This window comes from Okeania sp. KiyG1 (assembly GCF_014132355.1).
Taxonomy (GTDB): domain Bacteria; phylum Cyanobacteriota; class Cyanobacteriia; order Cyanobacteriales; family Microcoleaceae; genus Okeania.
Window position 1 is genome coordinate 82,729 of sequence record NZ_BLZO01000187.1, and the last position, 18,215, is coordinate 100,943.

Consider the following 18,215-nt stretch of genomic DNA (forward strand, 5'->3'; position numbering starts at 1 on the left):
AAATGTCAAGAGCTTAAATAATATGATGAAATGGCTAATCACCTGGGGAGCTACTCAAGGGGTGGGATTTTTTCTTAGCGAAGTTATCAGAGAAGTAGCTAAACGTGCGGCTGAAGACTACGTCAAATATTTTTTTAAGCTACTTATTTCTGACCTTAATGGTAGCCTGATAAATACAAAACTTTTAGAAAAAGCAACTATAGAAGCAATCAAAGAATTTTTGCAATTGGTCAAGCAAGAATTAGAAGATGTTGGATTAGATGAAAATCAATTAGAACAGTATATTGAACCCTTAGAAAAGTTCATTAAAAATCAATCAGTTTTAGCAATTTTAGGTAGTGCATTTGATAATAATGTCAAAATTTTAGATACTAATAAACTAGCTACTACCTGGGATAAAATTAATCGACCTTTACCAGATGATTTTGACTGGGAATTAGTTGCCAAGCAATATCAGAGAAGGGTGAAAAAGATTATTCGAGAGTCGGATGAATTACGGGAAATATTAGACTCAAAAAATCTGGATAAATTGGCAAATCAAAACACTGAAATTAGACCAGAATTTGACCTCGAAAAATATCAGGAGGGAATCCGAGAACAATATGGCAATCTGAAATTAGAAAGTTTAGATACCAGTGGTTATGCCTATAATCAATTGAAATTATGGCGAATGTTTATTCCTCAAAATGTCCGGGAATCTCAGGAGTTTCTGCCTCAAGTACATGAAATTCCTAAAGAATATCGGCAGCGATTAAAGGAGACTGGACAGTTTGGGGAGGATTTTTCTCAAGAACAATTGGAAGGTCTCCGTCGGAGATATTTAGACCGACCTATTCGTTCGGTTTTAGAGTTAGTTGAAGATAGAAATTATCAATATTTAGTGATTTTGGGAGACCCTGGTTCTGGTAAGTCTACTCTATTACAATATATTGCTCTACAATGGGCAGAATTACCTCGGAAAGATTTGCCTTTACAGCCAATTCCTATATTAATTGAACTACGGACTTATGCTAGGAACCATGATGCTAATAAATGCCAAAATTTTCTGGATTTTCTGGAAAAAGGTAGCGGCATAACTTGTCAATTACCTCAACAGGAACTCCATACAAAGTTACAAAATGGCGATGCTATTGTGATGTTTGATGGATTAGATGAAGTTTTTAATCCTGCTAAACGAGAGGAGGTAATAACTGATATTAATCGATTTACTAATGACTATAAAAATGTCCAAATTATTGTCACTTCGCGGGTCATTGGTTATAAACCACAAAAACTCCGGGATGCTGAATTTAGTCATTTTATTTTGCAAGATTTGGAAGCCGAACAAATTGAGGATTTTATTCAACGTTGGCATAATTGGACTTATCTGGATGAGGCGGAAAAAGATAGAAAAAGGGAAAGGTTAAAACGAGCAATTCAGGATTATCCAGCTATCAAGGAATTGGCAGGAAATCCCCTTTTATTAACTATGATGGCTATTCTGAATCGAAATCAAGAATTGCCGAGAGATAGAGCCGAACTTTATAATCAAGCTTCGCGGGTTTTATTACATCAATGGGATATAGAAAGAGCATTAGTTGATGCAAAGATTGACCCGATAACTATTGACTATAAAGATAAACAGGCAATTTTGCGTCGAGTTGCTCATTTTATGCAGGGAAATATTGCAGGTTTAGCTGGTAATTTGATTTCTGAAAATGATTTAGAAAGGATTATTAAAGATTATCTCAAAAGTGTAGATATTAATAATGCAAAAATTTGGGCTAAGGTGTTGATGGAACAGTTGCGGAGTCGGAATTTTATTTTATGTTTTGTTGGCGCTGAATATTATGCTTTTGTGCATCGAACTTTTTTGGAATATTTCTGTGCTTGGAGTTTTGTTTGGCAGTTTAAGGAAACACAAACTATTTCAATGGATAGGTTGATCAATGATGTTTTTGATAAGCATTGGCAGGATGAAAAATGGCATGAGGTTTTGCGGTTAGTTGCGGGGATGATTGATGCTAAGTTTGTGGGAGAAATTATTAGTTATTTGATGGAGCAAGACGGGGAAGAGGAAAAGTTTCTGAATTTATTTTTAGCTGGCAAGTGTTTGTTTGAAGTTAGGAGTCGTCAGAGTATTGGTGATGTGGGAAATCGGTTATTAAATGAGTTAAAAAATTTGACTGGGTATGATCTTGATTATTCTTACGAACCTTATGACAGTTACTCTCAAGAAATTTATCAGAAAAATGCAGCCTTAGTTCGTGAAATTCGTACTCAAGCTGTGGAAGTGGTAGCTGCAACCTGGAGGGATGACTCTTTAACCTATACTTGCCTTAAACAATGGTTAATGTCTGATGAAAATTGGGATGTGCGACTTGAAGCACTGCGACAAATTGCTAGTGGTTGGAAACATGAACTGGGAATTTTAGAATTACTTAAACAAAGGGTAGTGTCTGATGAAAATTGGGATGTGCGACGTGAAGCACTGCGACAAATTACTAGTGGTTGGAAACATGAACCAGGGATTTTAGAATTACTCAAACAATGGTTAGTGTCTGATGAAAATTGGGATGTGCGACTTGAAGCACTGCGACAAATTGCTAGTGGTTGGAAAGATGAACCGGGAATTTTAGAATTACTCAAACAAAGGGTAGTGTCTGATGAAAATTGGAATGTACGACGTGAAGCAGTGCAACAAATAGCTAGTGGTTGGAAAGATGAACCGGGAATTTTAGAATTACTCAAACAAAGGGTAGTGTCTGATGAAAATTGGGATGTGCGACTTGAAGCACTGCGACAAATTGCTACTGTTTGGAAAGATGAACCGAGAATTTTAGAATTACTCAAACAATGGGTAGTGTCTGATGAAAATTGGGATGTGCGACGTGAAGTAGTGCGACAAATTGCTACTGTTTGGAAAGATGAACCGGGAATTTTAGAATTACTCAAACAATGGGTAGAGTTTGATGATAATTCGGATGTGCGACTTGAAGTAGTGCGACAAATTGCTACTGTTTGGAAAGATAAACCGGGAATTTTAGAATTACTCAAACAAAGGGTAGTGTCCGATGAAAATTGGTATGTGCGACTTGAAGCACTAAGACAAATAGCTACTAAACATGAACCGGGAATTTTAGAATTACTCAAACAAAGGGTAGAGTCTGATGATGATTTGGATGTGCGAGTTGAAGCACTGCGACAAATTGCTAGTGGTTGGAAAGATGAACCGGGAACTTTAGAATTACTCAAGCAGTGGGTAGAGTTTGATGATAATTCGGATGTGCGACGTGAAGCACTGCGACAAATTGCTAGTGGTTGGAAAGATGAACCGGGAATTTTAGAATTACTCAAGCAGTGGGTAGAGTTTGATGATAATTCGGATGTGCGACGTGAAGCACTGCAACAAATTGCTAGTGGTTGGAAAAATGAGTCGGGAATTTTTGAGTTGTTTTATCACACCGCCCTCAATGACTCCTTTCAACGTGAAAATGACTTTCAAGACAACCCTCGACAAACAGCACTAGAAGCAATAGTCAAACATTACCCAGACAATCCGCAAACCCTCCCGCTATTACAAGACAGAGCAGAAAATGACCCAGACGAACAACTGCGGGAGTGGGCAAAAAAGAAATTACAGCAATTAGAGAATTAGTCCAGGTCAGATTTTTCGCTTTTGTTGGGTTGCGCTGCCGCTTAACCCAACCTACTGGACTGACACAGCTAATTTTATGGATTAGATTATTGGGGTGGGGGCGGGTTTACTCAGTCGTGGGTGACACCATTAACTTGACGCGGAACCCGCAGATTATTGGGGTGGGGGCGGGTTTACCCAGTCGTGGGTGACACCATTAACTTGACGCGGAACCCGCCCCTACTACTGATAACTGAAATTACCTCGCTCCTGCTTCAATGGCAGAATTAGCCATTTTTTTCAAAGTCTCCCCCTCAATTTCTGGACTTTGACCAACTCCTTTTAAAGATATACGATAGAATACTCCTTGATATTCCCACCCAATAATTGGAGGCGCACAAGATGCTCCACAAGTTAAAGGTCTAAAATATCCTTTAATGTCTTGTACTAAACTCAATTCTCGACTAAATTCATCATCTAAAGGTTTGCCTCCTTTTTCTCCACTCATATAACCAATGGAGCAAGCATTAGCACTACAATCTTTTTCAAAAGCCAAAGTTATTTCATAACCATTATTTGTGCCTTTCCCATCAACATAAATTTGATTATCTGTGCCTGTAATTAATAATTCACTCGGAAGTAAAATTGGCACCTTAGTTTCTTGTTTAATTTTCGGTAAAATCTCCGTTAATTCTGCCGCGACTGGTTGAGAATTTTGTGTCAATAACTGACTTGTTACTGGATTAATTTGATAATTTGATAGTCTCACAATAGGTTGTTTCCAACCCATAGATATTGTGAGGTAGGTCAACAAAATTATATTTTCAAAGGGAATAATAATAGACATAGTTAAATAAAGAAGGAAGAAGAAAGAAGGAAGAAGGAAGAAGGAAAAAGAGAGAGGGAAGAAGACTTTAGTTTTCTAGTCTAGTGCTACATCACTCGCCCCCTAAATCCCCCAAAATTGGGGGACTAGAGCAAGCAAATTGACTCTTGTTCCCCCCAAACTTGGCTTGCTCGGGGGGCAAATTTCAGGGTTAAAAAAGAAGGAAAAAGAGAGAAGTAAGAAGTAAGAAGGAAGAAGAAAGAGGGAAGAAGACTTTAGTTTTCTAGTGCTATATCACTCGCCCCCTAAATCCCCCAATTTTGGGGGACTAGAGCAAGCAAATTGGCTTTTGTTCCCCCCAAACTTGGGGGGCTAGGGGGGCAAATTTCAGTGTTAAAAAAGAAGGAAAAAGGGATAGGGAAGAAGTAAGAAGGAAGAAATAAAAAGATAGGTGGAAGAAGACTTTAGTTTTGAAGCAAATTGACTCTTGTTCCCCCCAAACTTGGCTTGCTCGGGGGGCAAATTTCAGTACCCAACAATAGTAAGGTTGTGTTGGGTTTCCCTCCGGGAAGCTCCGCTAACACTGCCGTTTAACCCAACCTACTGGACTCCTTTTACTTACGTTTAGGAGCGGGGGCGGGTTTACTCAGCCATGGGTGACACCGTTAACTTGACGTGGAACCCGCCCCTACTTCTGTTACTTACGTTTAGCCGCCGCTTTCTCCTGATCTTTCTGTTTCTTCTTAGCAGCTTTCTCAGCTTTCTTAGCAGCTTTTTCAGCCATAATCTTTGCCACTCTTTCTGCCTCTTTTTCCTCCTCAATCTTATCTAAATAATAATGATAATCTCCTAAATAAACTTGAAAATCACCATCACGAATTTCCACAATTTTATTTGCTACCTGAGAAATAAAATAACGGTCGTGAGAAACAATAACTACAGTTCCATCATAATTTTTCAAAGCTTCTTCCAACATTTCCTTTGCTGGAATATCCAAATGATTTGTTGGCTCATCAAGTAACATAAAATTACCTGGTTTAAGTAACATTTTTGCTAAAGCTAAACGTGCCTTTTCACCACCACTTAAAGCAGCTACTTTTTTAAATACCGTCTCACCACTAAATAAGAAATTACCAAGTAAAGTTCTTACCTCTTCATTTTTCCATTCCGGCACTTCATCATGGATAGTTTCCATCACATTTTTTTTCAGGTCTAAAGCTTCTGCTTGATTTTGCTCAAAATAACTAGGAATAACATTATGATTACCTAATTTCACAGTTCCTTCTGTGGGTTCTTCCATTCCCATAATCATCCGTAAAATAGTAGATTTTCCACAACCATTCGGCCCCAAAAAAGCAATCCGGTCGCCTCTTTCTATCTCTAAATTTGCTCCTAAAAATAAAATTTTATCCCCATAAGTATGAACTAAGTCTTTAATTGTTACTACCTCTCTACCACTACGGGGTGCTGGAGGAAAACGGAAACTTAAACTTCTTAATCCTGCTACGGGCGCTTCTACAAGTTCTACTTTTTCTAATTGTTTTTCTCTACTTTTTGCCTGGGTACTCCGAGTAGCACTAGCGCGAAAACGTTCCACAAAAGCTTGTTGTTTTTCTATTTCTTTTTGTTGTCGTTCATAAGTACTCAGTTGTGCCGCTTGATTTTCTAACTTTTGTTGTAAATAAGCCGAATAATTACCCAAATAAGTATTAGAAACACCTCGTTCTGTCTCCACAATTTGAGTCGAAAGACGGTCAAGAAATTCCCGGTCATGGGAAACTATCACCATGGGAGTAGTTAATTTTTTCAAATAATCCTCCAACCATTCAATTGTTTCTAAATCTAAGTGGTTCGTAGGTTCGTCCAATAATAATATATCTGGATTTTGTAAGAGAATTTTACCCAAACTCATACGCATTTGCCAACCACCACTAAAAGCACTAACCAAGCGATCGCCATCTTCCGGTTCAAATCCCATTTCGGGCAATATTTTCTCAATTTCTGCATCTAGTCCATAACCATTTAAACCTTCAAATTGTCGTTGTAAACGGTCTAATTTATGTATCAATTCATCCAACTCTTCTGGAGTAGCAGTTTCCATTTCTTGCTGTACTTTTTGTATAGATTCATGGATTTCATTTACCTCTTTAAATACCCTCCAAAATTCTTCTCTCACAGTACGGTTAGGGTCTACTTCAAACTCTTGATTTAAGTAAGCAATTTCTAAACTAGCAGGACGAATAATTTCTCCAGAAGAAGGTTCTATTTCCCCAGTAATAATTTTTAATTGAGTAGATTTTCCTGCCCCATTTACACCCACTAACCCAATGCGATCGCCTGGTTTAACCTCCCAGTTAACATCTTTAAGAACAACACCTGTAGGATAAATTTTACTTATATGTTCTAATCTCAGCATTTATAATTAGTCTCCAAGTTTAGGTTAAGAGCAAGTTATGTTTTTCATGGCCAAATCATTAATATTGGCTCTTATAGCAGAAGGAAGAAGGAAGAAGGAAGAAGGAAGAAGGAAGAGGGAAGAAGGAAAAATCTTCCGTTGTCTGAGTTTTAAGCTTTTGATATGTCCGCGCCCTTTCCTTCGACTGCTATAGATAATGTTTAAGCTTAACAATTTTTAATTATATTTTATACATCAATTCAGTTATTGCAATTCCCAAAAAGCGTGAGATACAAAATTCCTTTGTTTTAGGGAGTAGGTCATTTCAGTTATCAGTTATCAGTCATCAGTGATCCAGAGTCATTTCATTCTAGATTTTGGCAATAAATTTATTTATTTTTAGACAGCAAAAGATAAATTTCCTAAAGCTTGAAATAAGGTGGCTTCCTCAATACATAAAATGGCACAGTTTTAGATTGAAATAGCCCTATCAGTTATCAGTATTTTGAGAATATTTTAATTACCTATTTTTCCGTTTATTGTTCCTCTCTTAAAATCGGTATTCACTGACAAAAAATATTAGATTTATTGAGGACTTCAGTTATTAAGTAATAGGTCATGGTTATTCATTAATTGATAACTGATAATGGATAATTGATAATTACCTCTGGTTAAAACCGCTACGGAATTGAATATAAGGAAATATTATTTCTTCTCTTGGTCGATTGGATATGGCGAGGAGACCCTTCCCTCCGGGACGCTACGCGTTAACGTAGTGGACCGACACAGCTAAAATGGTGCAATAGATTTTTGTTTCTAGTGGACCGACACAGCTAAAATGGTGCAATAGATTTTTGTTTCTAGGTGTCTTTATCTCCCAATCTCCCCATCCCCCATCCCCCATCTCCCCATCTCCCCATCTAATGCACCATTTAAGGTGTGTCAGTCTAGTAGTGGACCGACACAGCTAAAACTGTGCAATAGATTTTGTTTCTAGGTGTCTTTATCTCCCAATCTCCCCATCCCCCCATCCCCCATCTCCCCATCTAATGCACTATTTAAGTTGTGTCAGTCTAGTAGTTGTGCGTTAGCAAACGCCATCCCACCCTACGGGAAGCTGCGCTAACGACCGCTGTCTTGGTCGATTGGATATGGCGAGGGGACCTCGCCATCCCTCGACCGCTTTTTTCCCTTAAAAGGGAAGGCTTCAAGGCGCGAATTATTTAATTATTAATTATTAATTATTAATTATTAATTATTCGGTAATGTTTTTAGTAATTATTTGGTAAGCATTTCCTCCGGAATGCTGCGCAAAAAGCCGTCAGCGCTTCCCTGCGGGATGCTACGCAAACAGCGTTCAGCTATTGCTTTTAGTTTTAGATAAAAGCTTTAGTAATTGAGGCAGAATTTATACTTACTACCAAAGTCGGCTGAAACAGTCTATCCATAAAATTAAAAACTATCATAAGTTCTAGACATTCATAATATAATTGCTATATTTTTTGATACACTTCAGATATTTTATTCTTTCTTATAAACCTTTATTCGTGTTATATAATTCCACAGATTCTTGAATAACACTTTTAAGTTCTGGAAGAGAACAAGGTTTAGTTACACATTTAAAAATATCAGCCTCTTTTACCTCATCAACACCACAATTTATTTGTTCTTCAGCATAACCACTTAACAAAATACGAACAGTATCAGGAAAACTCTCTCTTGTTTTTCTCAGAAATTGAATACCAGTCATATCTGGCATACTTTGGTCAGAAATAATAATAGCCATTTCCCCTTCAGTGTCGAGAATTTCCATAGCTAAAGTAGCACTTTCTGCCTTAATAACTTTAAATTCACGTCTAAAAGTCCGATAAAGTAAATCCAAATTATTAGGTTCATCATCAACAACCATTAATTTAAGTTTTTCTGACATTGTTAAATTTATAGCAATTTCTTTCTAAGGAACAAGTTTTAACAAAATTGGTTATGTACAAATTTCTAAGTACCCATGCATAATTATCATATAGCAATTCTCAATATTTGTAGGGAACAGAAAATGAAGAACAACAAGTTTACCTTATGACTCCGAGAAACACTTGACTAGACAGATTCAAGAATTTAGAATTAAGAATTAAGAATTTATAATTACCTCTTCTGATCAATAAGAGGATTGGATCAAAAGATTTTTTTTCTTCTCTTGGTCGATTGGATATGGTTAGGAAACCCATCCATCCCACCCTACGGGAAGCTCCGAAGATCGACCACTTTTTTTCTCCATGAATGGAGAGGCTTTATACCTGAATTTTTCGGTAACTAAATGTTTCATTATGTACATAAAACTAGATTTTATAGGGGTCAGATAACGTCAGATTTTTCCTTCTCTCTAGATAACTAAACGCCTTCTTCCTCTTCCTTCTTCCTTCTTCCTTCTTTTATTCTTGAGCTTGCTGAGAATGTTCCCGACCAGAAACATTTTGCATGGCCTCCAAAGCTGCTCGAGAACCTGCCAAAATATCTCGTTCTTCCCCTCCCAAATAAAGCCGACCAAAACTACCCACAGCTTGAATTTGCAAAATATTAATTAAAGCAGCTTTCTCCGCTTCATTAGCAGCTAAAGCAGCATAAGCAGCAGGTTGTACTTCCAATACATAGAGAGTTTGTCCACCCAAAAGCATTTGGCCTCGACGATTACGATTAATCAATTGTGCTTGGTGAGAATCAATATTCCGGATCACCTGACTAGAGACAATGCGAGGTTTGAGGCGATCGCGTTCCGCCACCCCCAAAGCTTGTAAAATAGCCTTTCCAGCAGCTTTCGTATCTCCCTGACGACTGGAATGAATTTCTAGCAAACCATAAAGTCGTTCCACAAACTGTACCCCAGGCCGAACAGAATTAGACTTGAGGGCCACATCAGTAATCCGGTTAATTTCAATACCTGGCGAAATCTCCACCCACAGAGAGGTATCCCCAGGTAGGGGCAAGAAGCCAAGGGCCACTGTACCGATATAAGCGGCGTGTTGAGGTTGCAAATTATCTATGTATACATAGCTGCGCAGTTCTATACCCAAGACTTAAGTCTCCCTGTAATATGGAAAAATTTTAATCGTAAGTCATTATATGACAACAAATACACTGAGTTAGCGAAGTCAGAAGTCAGAAGTCAAAAGTCAAAAATAAGAAGTCAGAAGCAAGTGAATCACACAGTAGTAGCGTGACACACCTAAAATGTGGCAATAGTAGGGGCGGGTTCGGCGTTAAGTTAATGGTGTTACAAATTATTCATGAACCCGTCCCCCTGCTCGCGTAAGTCAAAAAAATTTTTTGTCATAAAGTCATAAAATATAATCTTGAAACGTCCTATATATTAGGAAGTGATTTTTGCTTAACTTCCGATGATGACACAGACCCGCCCCTCTGGGCCAAAAGTTGGATTCGTGAAGCATAGTCCCTGTCAGTTCTGAGTCTCGCAATGCTCAATACCTGATATGGCCTCGGGTCACGTTCCTCAAGCCACAGCTTCGACCGTGGGTTGCAGGTTAACAGTTCGTTACCCGTTCCTGCCTTCGAGCCGATGGGAATCCGACTATTGTCCATGAGGTGTTAGTGGGATTATCAACCCTTGTATATACAGGAAATTCAATGAAAACCGCAATTAAGTTCTTTCAAACTCTGGCGATCGCTTTAGCGATATCAGTTGCTTTCTTAAGCATTCCCGGGACAACCTCCCCAGCTGCAGCCTATGATTGTCAATACCTGCCCTATGGACCTCGCATCTCTGGGGTAGTGACCAGGGTCAACGTAGCAGATTTTGAGGCGAGCAAGGAATTTTATGGGGACGTTCTGGGGATGACATGCATTTTAAATTTTGACGATCCCCCCTATTGGGCCGAGTTCTACAATTCTGTGGACCCTAAAGCACAAGCAAGCATAGGTCTCAATAACAAGTTCGGAGAAACTAAAAAGAAGGTCGTTCCAACAGTGATTGTGCCTGATATCGCTTCTGCTTGTGAAAACCTTAATGCCTTTGGTGTCCCTATCAAGTCAAGCGAATACGCTGGCAAGGGCGTATGTCTAGCTTTCTTCGATGACCCAAATGGAAATGAGGTGGCTTATCGTCAAGAGAACTGGGGTATCTTGAATGCACAGAATCCGGATGAAGAACCCGATATCAAAGCTGAATGTCTTGAGATAATCGAAGAGTTCTGCCAGTAAATGGTTGCCAAGAATAGCTGTAACCGTTTGCTTGTCTACAGTTAGCTGTATCTCATCTATCTGAAAAACGCTATAAACAACCTCCTTCTTAGGTATGGACTGGTGGCGGGATGAACTCCTGACTGACCAACATTGGGAGGTTGCTTAAGTGTAGAGTTACTAAAAATCCCGCCCTAGCTTTGGGTGGGATTCTGCTTTCTGGAGGTTAAGAAAATTGTAGGGTGCTTTAGACAGCTTAAATTCAGACTATGAAAGAGATTTAACAATCCGTTGTAACGCACCGTTTTAGTTGTGTCGATCTACTACTTTTTTGAGACTAACAATCAGCAGATAATAAACGGTGCCTTAGCAAAGCGTAATGCACCCATCTCCCCATCTCCCCATCTCCCATCTAAGGTAATTTACAACCCTCTAAATTAGCATTTTCCAGATTAGTATTCTCAAGATTAGTATTTTCTAAATTAGCATCCTGAAGATTTGCAGATTCTAAATTAGCATTACTCAAGTCAGCACCAAAAAAATTAGCTCTACTCAAATTAGCATCCCATAATTCTGCATATTTCAAATTAGCGTTTTTCAGGTCAGCTTCTTGAAGATTAGCTCCGCTTAAATTAGTATCTCTCAGGTCAGCTTCCTCTAAATTTACCCTGTTCAAATTAATGTTACTTAGATTAGCATTTTTGAGAATAATATTCCTCAAATTTGCATGATAACAATTAGCACCTTTCAGGTTGGCATAACTTAAATTAGCCTGACTTAAGTTGACATTTTGTAAATTAACATGACTGAAGTTTATATTTACTAAATACATTCCATTTAAGTCAACATTACTGAGATTAGCTCCCCACATAAAAGCATGAGTAAAATCAACCCCTTTCAAACAAGCATGACTGAAATTACAACAACTCAAATAAGCATCTGTTAGATTAGCATTTTGCAAATTAGCATGACTGAAATTTGTATTTCTCAAGTTAGAATTTTTGAGGTTAGCTGAACTTAAATTAATCCGACTCAAATCAACATCTGTTAATTCAGCATTACAGAGATTAGCCCTAATAAATTTTCTATTACCATTTATATATAATTCTAAAAGTCTAGCTACTTCCCATTGATATTCTGATAATGCCTGTATAACTTGAGGTTCTTCTATTTCCTGCAAAATAGCATAAGCTCTCCATTGTATTTCTTGTGAATTATCTTGTAATGCCTTAATTATTAAATCTAGGCTAATTTTTTGCCCTTTTATTGCTGCAGATAATGTCGCGATGTTATTTGCTAACAGCAATTGTTTAACGTCTTCAGTTTCTAATATTAATTTATTAGCTAAATCAGTATCGAAATAAATTTGATTAGGATTATTGCTCATGATTGAGAAGAAAGAAGGAAGAGGGAAGAGGGAAGAAGTTCATTAATTGATAATTGATAATGGATAATTGATAATTACCTCTGGTTAAAACCGCTACGGAATTGAATATAAGGAAATATTATTTCTTCTCTTGGTTGATTGGATATGGCGAGGGGACCTCGCCATCCCTCAACCGCTTTTTCCCCTTAAAAGGGAGGCTTTAAACCAGAATTATTTAATTATTAGTAATTAATAATTAATAATTCGGTAAGAGGAAAAGGTAGAAGGGAAAAGGAAAAAGAAAAAGTATTAGAGTGGAAGAGGAAAAAATCTAGTATTTTCCAAGTTTTAAGCTTTATTTTTCTATGTCAAATATAGTCATGGCAAATGCTTTTTTAATATCAGTTTGTAATATCAAGTCTCATTAATTAGCCCGTGGTAAAAATGTTTTATCTGATAAAATTTTCCCTGTTCCCTATTTCCTGTTCCCTATTCCCTATTCCCTATTCCCTATTCCCTATTCCCTGTTACCGAATAATTAAGATTTAAAGCCTCTTCTTTCAAGGAGAAACAAGAAAAAATTTTCCTTTGAGTCAATCCTCTTCTTTTAAAGGAGAGGTAATTAATAATAATTAATTATTAATAATTAATAATTAATTGTTTAACTTACCTACTTTTAGAGAATGAAAACCAATAAAAATTAGCAGTTGTTGTCAAACTTAAAAAAAGTAAATTTATTTTATGATTATTAGCGATTTCAGCCACTTTGCCGATTTTAAATTAGATAAAGTTATCTTCTTTTCTGCTTTTTATTTAAACGATAGTCATCTGATTTTTTGACTACAGAAATATTCATCTTAGAAGCTTTTTTGCAGTTTTTTTCAAAGTTTTCAATAAATCTTTTTCTTTAATAGGTCTTAAATACTGCTTGAATAAATCTTTTTCTAAACTCATTGCTTGACTTGAACTCTACAAAATCTATTTTAGCTCATAGAAGAAGGAAGAAGGAAGAAGGAAGAGGGAAGAAGGAAGAAGGAAGAAGGAAGAGGGAAGAAAGGAAAGGAAGTAGGAAAAGAGAAAAGGGAAAAATCTGGTGTTGTCTGAGTTTTATAGAACCCATTTGAGATTTATTGAAAAAGAGATGGGGAGATGGGGACTATTTTTCAACCTTTTTCTCTTATACCAATATGGGAATTGCTATAGACAGTTGTCATAAATTACAATATAATACAAGTAATACAAAATATAAGGACTCAGATGGCACGACTAAATCAAATTATTGCGATTGAAAAAGGAATCAAAAGTCGGTCAGTGCAGGAACTAGCAGAAGCTCAAAAAGCTTTGCAGAAACCTGCTTTACTTTCCGGCATTTCTCGAACCTATCGCCCCAAGGATGAGGAGGGAGAACAACTCCCACCAGAGTCGAAAAGGGTGGAAGTTAAAGCAGAAGAGATTATCCGTAAAACCTCCGAGGTATTAACTAAGTTGTTTGATGTGACGGCAACAAAAGATTGGACAAACTGTACCGCCCGAGCTGATGTGGTGGTGGATGGTCAAACATTGTTGACTCAAGCTCCGGTTAGTTATCTACTTTTCCTAGAAAAGCAGTTTGCAGACTTACCGAAAAATTGGGTTTAAAGCCTCGCCCTTGTAGGGCGACTTTTTATTTTATGTTAAGTGAATTGAATATATGCTATAGTGTTATTAGTTGCCGGGGGGCACTCGGAAACTCTAAACGGACGTGGAGGCAAGCGTCAGACTACTGCCAAAGTAGCAGCAGCCTGTGAGACGTCAACCCACCGAGGAGCTAAGGCTCGGTAGGAATCCCCGTGCCTTTAGGCCGGGGAGGATGTCAAGGTCTTTTATTAAGAAATTGCCTGTTCTGGATGCGACAGATACTTGGACATTTGACGAATCTTCAGACTGTTGGGCAACGGAACCAGTCCAAACTTTGCGAACTTTCAAAACTCCCCGTAACCACGTTAAGGCTGAAGCAACGGAACATCATCCCGCACAAGTGGAGGTATATTATGAAGATGTGACTATTGGATATTGGCGGACGGTAAAATTTTCAGGTGCTTTGCCTGCACGTCGGGTTAATGAAATGTTGGAAAGGTTAGAAAAACTTTCTCAAGCTGTTAAGTTTGCTCGTGAAGAATCCCCACGTTGCTTGTCCGAGGCCAAATGTGCTTGCAATCCAAGCAGTAATAGTTAATCCAACCTTCCTGGATATTATTGCTGCCACATTTTGGACAAAGTAAATTACGGTAAAAATCAAAAATCGTCATCCTCCATCTCAATTGAAGGTCGAATTTGGAATTCAAGTGTTTTTGACAAAAAATTTTCAATATCTTTAACACAAAGACGATGACGCTTCATTTCTCTCAATAACCTTTTATCCCTTTCTTTTAATAAACTCTCTGTATTTTTAAATTACTCTCATTTTCCTTAATTTGATACTCTATTTTTCCTATGTACCTAAAAACTCCCCAACTGCCAACAATTACAACTGCAAAAGTAGATATCATGCCAATAGTGACAACTGTTTCTGGTGGCATTTTTTGAATTTTATTGATAACTTTATATAACGCTAATTCTTTGGAAAAATACAATTCAAATATTTTTCCTTAAATTCTATTCGTTAAAAAAATAATTCTATTTCACTATGGCTCTATATATTCCCAGATAGACAAAGTTATTTCGCTCATTCTTGTAGGAACAATAAACTTTAAAGAATAACTAACTTTAGTAGGTAATTGAATTAAAGTTTTATTATTAATTTTGAGATTTTGGTTGTAGGCAATAACATTAGTGTCAATATTAGGAATGTTAATTAATACTTCCAAATACGCACCCAACCACCAATAACTAGGAACAGTGGGGTTAAAAGGTTGCACTACAATATCAGAATTTTGAAAGGTAATAGGAATTATAATTGGGTCAATAGGATAATATTGATTTGGTGTTTTATAAACAGCTTCATATTTTTGATAAAACTTAAAGCCCAATTTTCACTATTAACTATTGTTTGGTCAATCATTGACTTCGTTTAATTGAAGCCATAACACTATTTTTTCCTAAAATAAGACTAGCTGTGCCATTAGTTCCCATAACTGAAGCTAAAGGCCCAATGGGCGCGGTTTGGCTGAATTGCGCAATAAACCAATCGTAAACATCGTCAAAGCTCGGAGTTCCTGTTAAAGATGGATTAAACCCAAAAGGGATTAATCTGTGGGATTGCCCGTCACTTTCTTCGCTGTAATCTCTTATCCAACTGGTACCCCATTCTGTTTTTTGTCTAGTTGGAGTGCCTACACCATGAACAATTAGCACTCTGGCATATTTGGTTGTGGCGTATTTATTTGAAACTTTTGCAGCATTTTTAATATCGGCGTTATAAGGCAAACAGCCAATTTTTGCCAATCCTGCTGCATCAATAGTTTTGCAAACTTTTTCAATAGATGCTACTGTGTCTCGGACTATGTAATATAGTTCTGTTGGATCTTTAAAAGACGGCACCAAAACATCTATAGTTTCGCCTTGAGGAGTATAAGTAGTTTGTTTATTGGGGTCTGCTCGTCTAGCAACTAAAGCTTTTAATTTTCTTTCTTCTTGAGCGATTTTTTCGGATAAATATATTGAGTCTTTGATTTGTCCCATTTTTTTAATTAAATTTCATGCTTCTAAATTTTTACTATCAATAACAGAGTTATCTACGCCCAAAAGGTAAACAGCACATGGTTTAGCGGTGGAAACAATTTCGCTATCTATTGTTCTCCAAATCAAATTTATGTCTTTCATATTAGCGCCACCTATAGGAAGCTGACGGCTCTTTTGACCAGCTATTTCATTGTTGTAATCAACTACTCTAGTTCCCCAAGGCGTAAGCCTTGCTACTGCAGTAGCTCGTTTGTGTTCGACTTTAATGCTGCAATAATGGTTAGAAAAACCACGTTGAGGAGCAGAAGCTTTATTTGCTGGTAAATTTAACGTTCCGCCAATGCTTGTTAAGTTAATTTCTTCTGCTCCGCCTAAAATTTGTATAAGACTCGTTTCAGGTACAGATACTTTTATATAAAGTTCTTCTGGATCGGTGAGGGAAGGTACATAATATGTAACCATATCGCCTTTACCTTGATAAGCTGTGGTAGCTCCTTGCTCAATTTGTTGTTTTAAAGCATTGTCTTTGTACTCTTCTCTTTTTTTAGCTATAGCTGTTTGTCGCTTTAGTCTTACAAGCTTTGTTGATAATCTAGCCATATATTTTTGTTGGTTAGTTATCTTTTATTTTTAGCTTAAAAACTACTGGGTTTTACGCTAGATAGGTATACCTATCTGAGCATTTTTTTACAAATTTACAAGGTTAGGTAAAATTTCCCCTTTATCACTGATTAAAGTTATTAATTGTGGCCATTTATGCAGGAAAATTGTGGCGTATTGAAATTTTACATCTGCTATAGGTCTGTGACGTGGTTCTGTAATTTGTTTTCCTAACACATTGACATCCTCTCCGGCGGTCAGGCGCGGAGATTCCTACTGAACCGTAGCTCTTCGGTGGGTTGACGTTTTGCTAGCGCAAAGCTCCGCTAACACAGGCTGCTGCTACCTTGACGCTAGTCTTATGCTTGCCTCCACGTCCGTTTAATGTCTCGGACTGCCCGCCCGCGACTAATATATTGATTGCTGCATTCTCGTCTCTGTCGTGTTTGCTGCTACAGTTGAGACACTCCCATTCTCGCACCTTCAGGTCTAGCTTCCCACCTTTAAAGCCACAATTTGAGCAAACTTGAGAGGTAGGTTCAAGGGCGACTAATTACTCTAAAATCGCGACCATATTTTTCTGCTTTTCCTTCTAAAAAAGTCCTGAATGTTCTCCAGCCTAAATCAGAAATTGCTCTGGATAATTTACGGTCTCTTGGTGCGCGTTCCGCAAGCGAGCTGGCGTCGTCGCGGGGTCGCACCGCTTTTTCACCATACCAGAAACGTTGTTATACTTCTAAAACAACTGTTTGGTTTTCACGAATTATTTCAGTAGATAATTTATGTAGAAAATCTGTCAAGCGTATCTTTCAGCGTGGCATAGAATTTAGCTACTCTAATCCTGGCTTTTTCATACCTTTTAGAGCCTTTAGTTTTATGAGATAATGACAAACTTTACCTTTCTTAACTTCTTAATTCGTTTCTTTAGTGGTTTTGGTGCATCAATCTTTGTACCGTCACTGAATGTAGCAAAGGTTTTAATACCTAAATCTATACCTACTGAATTATCAGTTTTAGGTAAGATTTCTGGTTGTATTTCTACTACAAAACTTAAGAAGTATCTATGTAGGGGCGAACGGCCGTTCGCCCCTACGTCTTTGATTACTGTTACTGATGATGGAGCAGCAGGTAACTCTCTTGACCATACTATTTTCAGCTTTCCTATCTTTGCTAAATAGACTTTATGTTGACCAATTTTAAATCCTCACGAGTGTAAACCTAGCAGTTTGTTTTGATTTCCTGGTTTTGAATTTAGGAGGTTTAATAGGTCTACCTTTTCTCTCACCTTTTGTCGATTTAAAAAAGTTTGTAGGGGCAAACGGCCGTTTGCCCCTACGGTTTAAATCATTCAAAGATTGCTGTAATGGTATAGCAGAAACTTCTGATAACCATTCTCTGTCTTCAGTATTTTTCGATTGAGTGATAAACTGTTTTTGTAGCTGAGAATTATTGGGTTTCTTTTCTCCCGATCTATACTTTTCTTGACAACAAGCTAGGCTATCATTCCAAACCACACGGACACAACCAAATAGCTTTGCGCTCTCGGTATTTTTGTCCCAGT

At 37.5% G+C, this 18,215-nt stretch carries 21 protein-coding genes; 7 read left to right on the plus strand and 14 right to left on the minus strand.

What is annotated here, in order from left to right; all coding sequences use genetic code 11:
- Positions 1-22 precede the first annotated feature (22 nt).
- Positions 23-3,637, plus strand: coding sequence for a HEAT repeat domain-containing protein (locus tag SAGCYANO_RS41425; RefSeq protein WP_202225336.1), 3,615 nt, complete (start codon positions 23-25; stop codon positions 3,635-3,637).
- 238 nt (positions 3,638-3,875) lie between these two features.
- Here SAGCYANO_RS41425 and SAGCYANO_RS41430 read toward each other — a convergent pair whose 3' ends face one another.
- Both SAGCYANO_RS41430 and SAGCYANO_RS41435 read right to left on the minus strand, forming a co-directional pair.
- Positions 3,876-4,463, minus strand: a complete 588-nt coding sequence (locus SAGCYANO_RS41430; protein WP_202225337.1) for a hypothetical protein — start codon at positions 4,461-4,463, stop codon at positions 3,876-3,878.
- 676 nt (positions 4,464-5,139) lie between these two features.
- Entirely contained in the window at positions 5,140-6,858 is a 1,719-nt protein-coding gene (locus SAGCYANO_RS41435; protein ID WP_202225338.1) for an ABC-F family ATP-binding cassette domain-containing protein, read from the minus strand.
- Between the two features lie 46 nt (positions 6,859-6,904).
- On the opposite strand from SAGCYANO_RS41435, the gene SAGCYANO_RS41440 reads away from it, so the two are divergent.
- On the plus strand, positions 6,905-7,051 hold the full coding sequence (locus SAGCYANO_RS41440; RefSeq protein ID WP_202225339.1) for a hypothetical protein: 147 nt from the start codon (positions 6,905-6,907) through the stop codon (positions 7,049-7,051).
- Positions 7,052-8,368: 1,317 nt separating this feature from the next.
- Here SAGCYANO_RS41440 and SAGCYANO_RS41445 read toward each other — a convergent pair.
- Together SAGCYANO_RS41445 and SAGCYANO_RS41450 are read right to left on the minus strand one after the other, a co-directional pair.
- Positions 8,369-8,767: a response regulator gene (locus SAGCYANO_RS41445; RefSeq protein ID WP_202225340.1), complete on the minus strand. Its 399-nt coding sequence runs from the start codon at positions 8,765-8,767 to the stop codon at positions 8,369-8,371.
- Between the two features lie 499 nt (positions 8,768-9,266).
- Positions 9,267-9,905, minus strand: a complete 639-nt coding sequence (locus SAGCYANO_RS41450; protein ID WP_202225341.1) for a hypothetical protein — start codon at positions 9,903-9,905, stop codon at positions 9,267-9,269.
- A gap of 571 nt (positions 9,906-10,476) precedes the next feature.
- Between SAGCYANO_RS41450 and SAGCYANO_RS41455 the strand changes: the two genes are divergently transcribed.
- Positions 10,477-11,049, plus strand: a complete 573-nt coding sequence (locus SAGCYANO_RS41455) for a VOC family protein (RefSeq protein WP_202225342.1) — start codon at positions 10,477-10,479, stop codon at positions 11,047-11,049.
- 391 nt (positions 11,050-11,440) lie between these two features.
- On the opposite strand, the gene SAGCYANO_RS41460 is transcribed toward SAGCYANO_RS41455, so the two are convergent.
- On the minus strand, positions 11,441-12,415 hold the full coding sequence (locus SAGCYANO_RS41460) for a pentapeptide repeat-containing protein (protein ID WP_202225343.1): 975 nt from the start codon (positions 12,413-12,415) through the stop codon (positions 11,441-11,443).
- 932 nt (positions 12,416-13,347) lie between these two features.
- Here SAGCYANO_RS41460 and SAGCYANO_RS41465 point away from each other — a divergent pair.
- The 4 genes from SAGCYANO_RS41465 (at position 13,348) to SAGCYANO_RS41475 (ending at position 14,609) form a co-directional block, all read left to right on the plus strand.
- Entirely contained in the window at positions 13,348-13,518 is a 171-nt protein-coding gene (locus SAGCYANO_RS41465; protein ID WP_237397196.1) for a hypothetical protein, read from the plus strand.
- A gap of 133 nt (positions 13,519-13,651) precedes the next feature.
- Positions 13,652-14,032 (plus strand): hypothetical protein, encoded by a 381-nt coding sequence (locus SAGCYANO_RS41470; RefSeq protein ID WP_237397197.1) that lies wholly within the window; start codon positions 13,652-13,654, stop codon positions 14,030-14,032.
- 60 nt (positions 14,033-14,092) lie between these two features.
- Entirely contained in the window at positions 14,093-14,215 is a 123-nt protein-coding gene (locus SAGCYANO_RS48685; protein WP_255502447.1) for a hypothetical protein, read from the plus strand.
- A 28-nt stretch (positions 14,216-14,243) separates the two neighbouring features.
- Entirely contained in the window at positions 14,244-14,609 is a 366-nt protein-coding gene (locus SAGCYANO_RS41475; RefSeq protein ID WP_237397198.1) for a hypothetical protein, read from the plus strand.
- 193 nt (positions 14,610-14,802) lie between these two features.
- Here SAGCYANO_RS41475 and SAGCYANO_RS41480 read toward each other — a convergent pair whose 3' ends face one another.
- The 9 genes from SAGCYANO_RS41480 to SAGCYANO_RS46915 all read right to left on the minus strand — a co-directional run bounded on the left by SAGCYANO_RS41480 (position 14,803) and on the right by SAGCYANO_RS46915 (position 18,168).
- Positions 14,803-14,952, minus strand: coding sequence for a hypothetical protein (locus tag SAGCYANO_RS41480; protein ID WP_202225345.1), 150 nt, complete (start codon positions 14,950-14,952; stop codon positions 14,803-14,805).
- 105 nt (positions 14,953-15,057) lie between these two features.
- Positions 15,058-15,402, minus strand: a complete 345-nt coding sequence (locus tag SAGCYANO_RS41485) for a hypothetical protein (protein ID WP_202225346.1) — start codon at positions 15,400-15,402, stop codon at positions 15,058-15,060.
- A 28-nt stretch (positions 15,403-15,430) separates the two neighbouring features.
- Positions 15,431-16,054 carry a hypothetical protein gene (locus SAGCYANO_RS41490; protein WP_202225347.1) on the minus strand — a complete coding sequence of 208 codons (624 nt, stop codon included), beginning with the start codon at positions 16,052-16,054 and terminating at the stop codon, positions 15,431-15,433.
- Between the two features lie 15 nt (positions 16,055-16,069).
- Complete coding sequence (locus SAGCYANO_RS41495) at positions 16,070-16,654, minus strand: hypothetical protein (protein WP_202225348.1); 585 nt, start codon at positions 16,652-16,654, stop codon at positions 16,070-16,072.
- 87 nt (positions 16,655-16,741) lie between these two features.
- On the minus strand, positions 16,742-16,891 hold the full coding sequence (locus tag SAGCYANO_RS41500; RefSeq protein ID WP_202225349.1) for a hypothetical protein: 150 nt from the start codon (positions 16,889-16,891) through the stop codon (positions 16,742-16,744).
- Between the two features lie 73 nt (positions 16,892-16,964).
- Positions 16,965-17,135 carry a zinc ribbon domain-containing protein gene (locus tag SAGCYANO_RS46900; RefSeq protein ID WP_237397199.1) on the minus strand — a complete coding sequence of 57 codons (171 nt, stop codon included), beginning with the start codon at positions 17,133-17,135 and terminating at the stop codon, positions 16,965-16,967.
- A 58-nt stretch (positions 17,136-17,193) separates the two neighbouring features.
- Entirely contained in the window at positions 17,194-17,355 is a 162-nt protein-coding gene (locus tag SAGCYANO_RS46905) for a hypothetical protein (protein WP_237397200.1), read from the minus strand.
- A gap of 173 nt (positions 17,356-17,528) precedes the next feature.
- The gene (locus SAGCYANO_RS49805) at positions 17,529-17,849 is read right to left on the minus strand and encodes a transposase (protein WP_307786317.1); all 321 of its coding nucleotides are present in this window, start codon (positions 17,847-17,849) and stop codon (positions 17,529-17,531) included.
- Between the two features lies 1 nt (position 17,850).
- Positions 17,851-18,168, minus strand: coding sequence for a hypothetical protein (locus SAGCYANO_RS46915; RefSeq protein ID WP_237397201.1), 318 nt, complete (start codon positions 18,166-18,168; stop codon positions 17,851-17,853).
- Positions 18,169-18,215: the final 47 nt, after the last annotated feature.

Coding starts and splice junctions, on each gene's coding strand:
- SAGCYANO_RS41440 (WP_202225339.1), top strand. CDS start 6,905: ATGGCCAAATCATTAATATTGGCTCTTATAGCAGAAGGAAGAAGGAAG.
- SAGCYANO_RS41460 (WP_202225343.1), bottom strand. CDS start 12,415: ATGAGCAATAATCCTAATCAAATTTATTTCGATACTGATTTAGCTAAT.
- SAGCYANO_RS41495 (WP_202225348.1), bottom strand. CDS start 16,654: ATGGCTAGATTATCAACAAAGCTTGTAAGACTAAAGCGACAAACAGCT.
- SAGCYANO_RS41445 (WP_202225340.1), bottom strand. CDS start 8,767: ATGTCAGAAAAACTTAAATTAATGGTTGTTGATGATGAACCTAATAAT.
- SAGCYANO_RS41430 (WP_202225337.1), bottom strand. CDS start 4,463: ATGTCTATTATTATTCCCTTTGAAAATATAATTTTGTTGACCTACCTC.
- SAGCYANO_RS41425 (WP_202225336.1), top strand. CDS start 23: ATGATGAAATGGCTAATCACCTGGGGAGCTACTCAAGGGGTGGGATTT.
- SAGCYANO_RS41490 (WP_202225347.1), bottom strand. CDS start 16,054: ATGGGACAAATCAAAGACTCAATATATTTATCCGAAAAAATCGCTCAA.
- SAGCYANO_RS41480 (WP_202225345.1), bottom strand. CDS start 14,952: ATGCCACCAGAAACAGTTGTCACTATTGGCATGATATCTACTTTTGCA.
- SAGCYANO_RS41435 (WP_202225338.1), bottom strand. CDS start 6,858: ATGCTGAGATTAGAACATATAAGTAAAATTTATCCTACAGGTGTTGTT.
- SAGCYANO_RS41470 (WP_237397197.1), top strand. CDS start 13,652: ATGGCACGACTAAATCAAATTATTGCGATTGAAAAAGGAATCAAAAGT.
- SAGCYANO_RS41475 (WP_237397198.1), top strand. CDS start 14,244: ATGTCAAGGTCTTTTATTAAGAAATTGCCTGTTCTGGATGCGACAGAT.
- SAGCYANO_RS41455 (WP_202225342.1), top strand. CDS start 10,477: ATGAAAACCGCAATTAAGTTCTTTCAAACTCTGGCGATCGCTTTAGCG.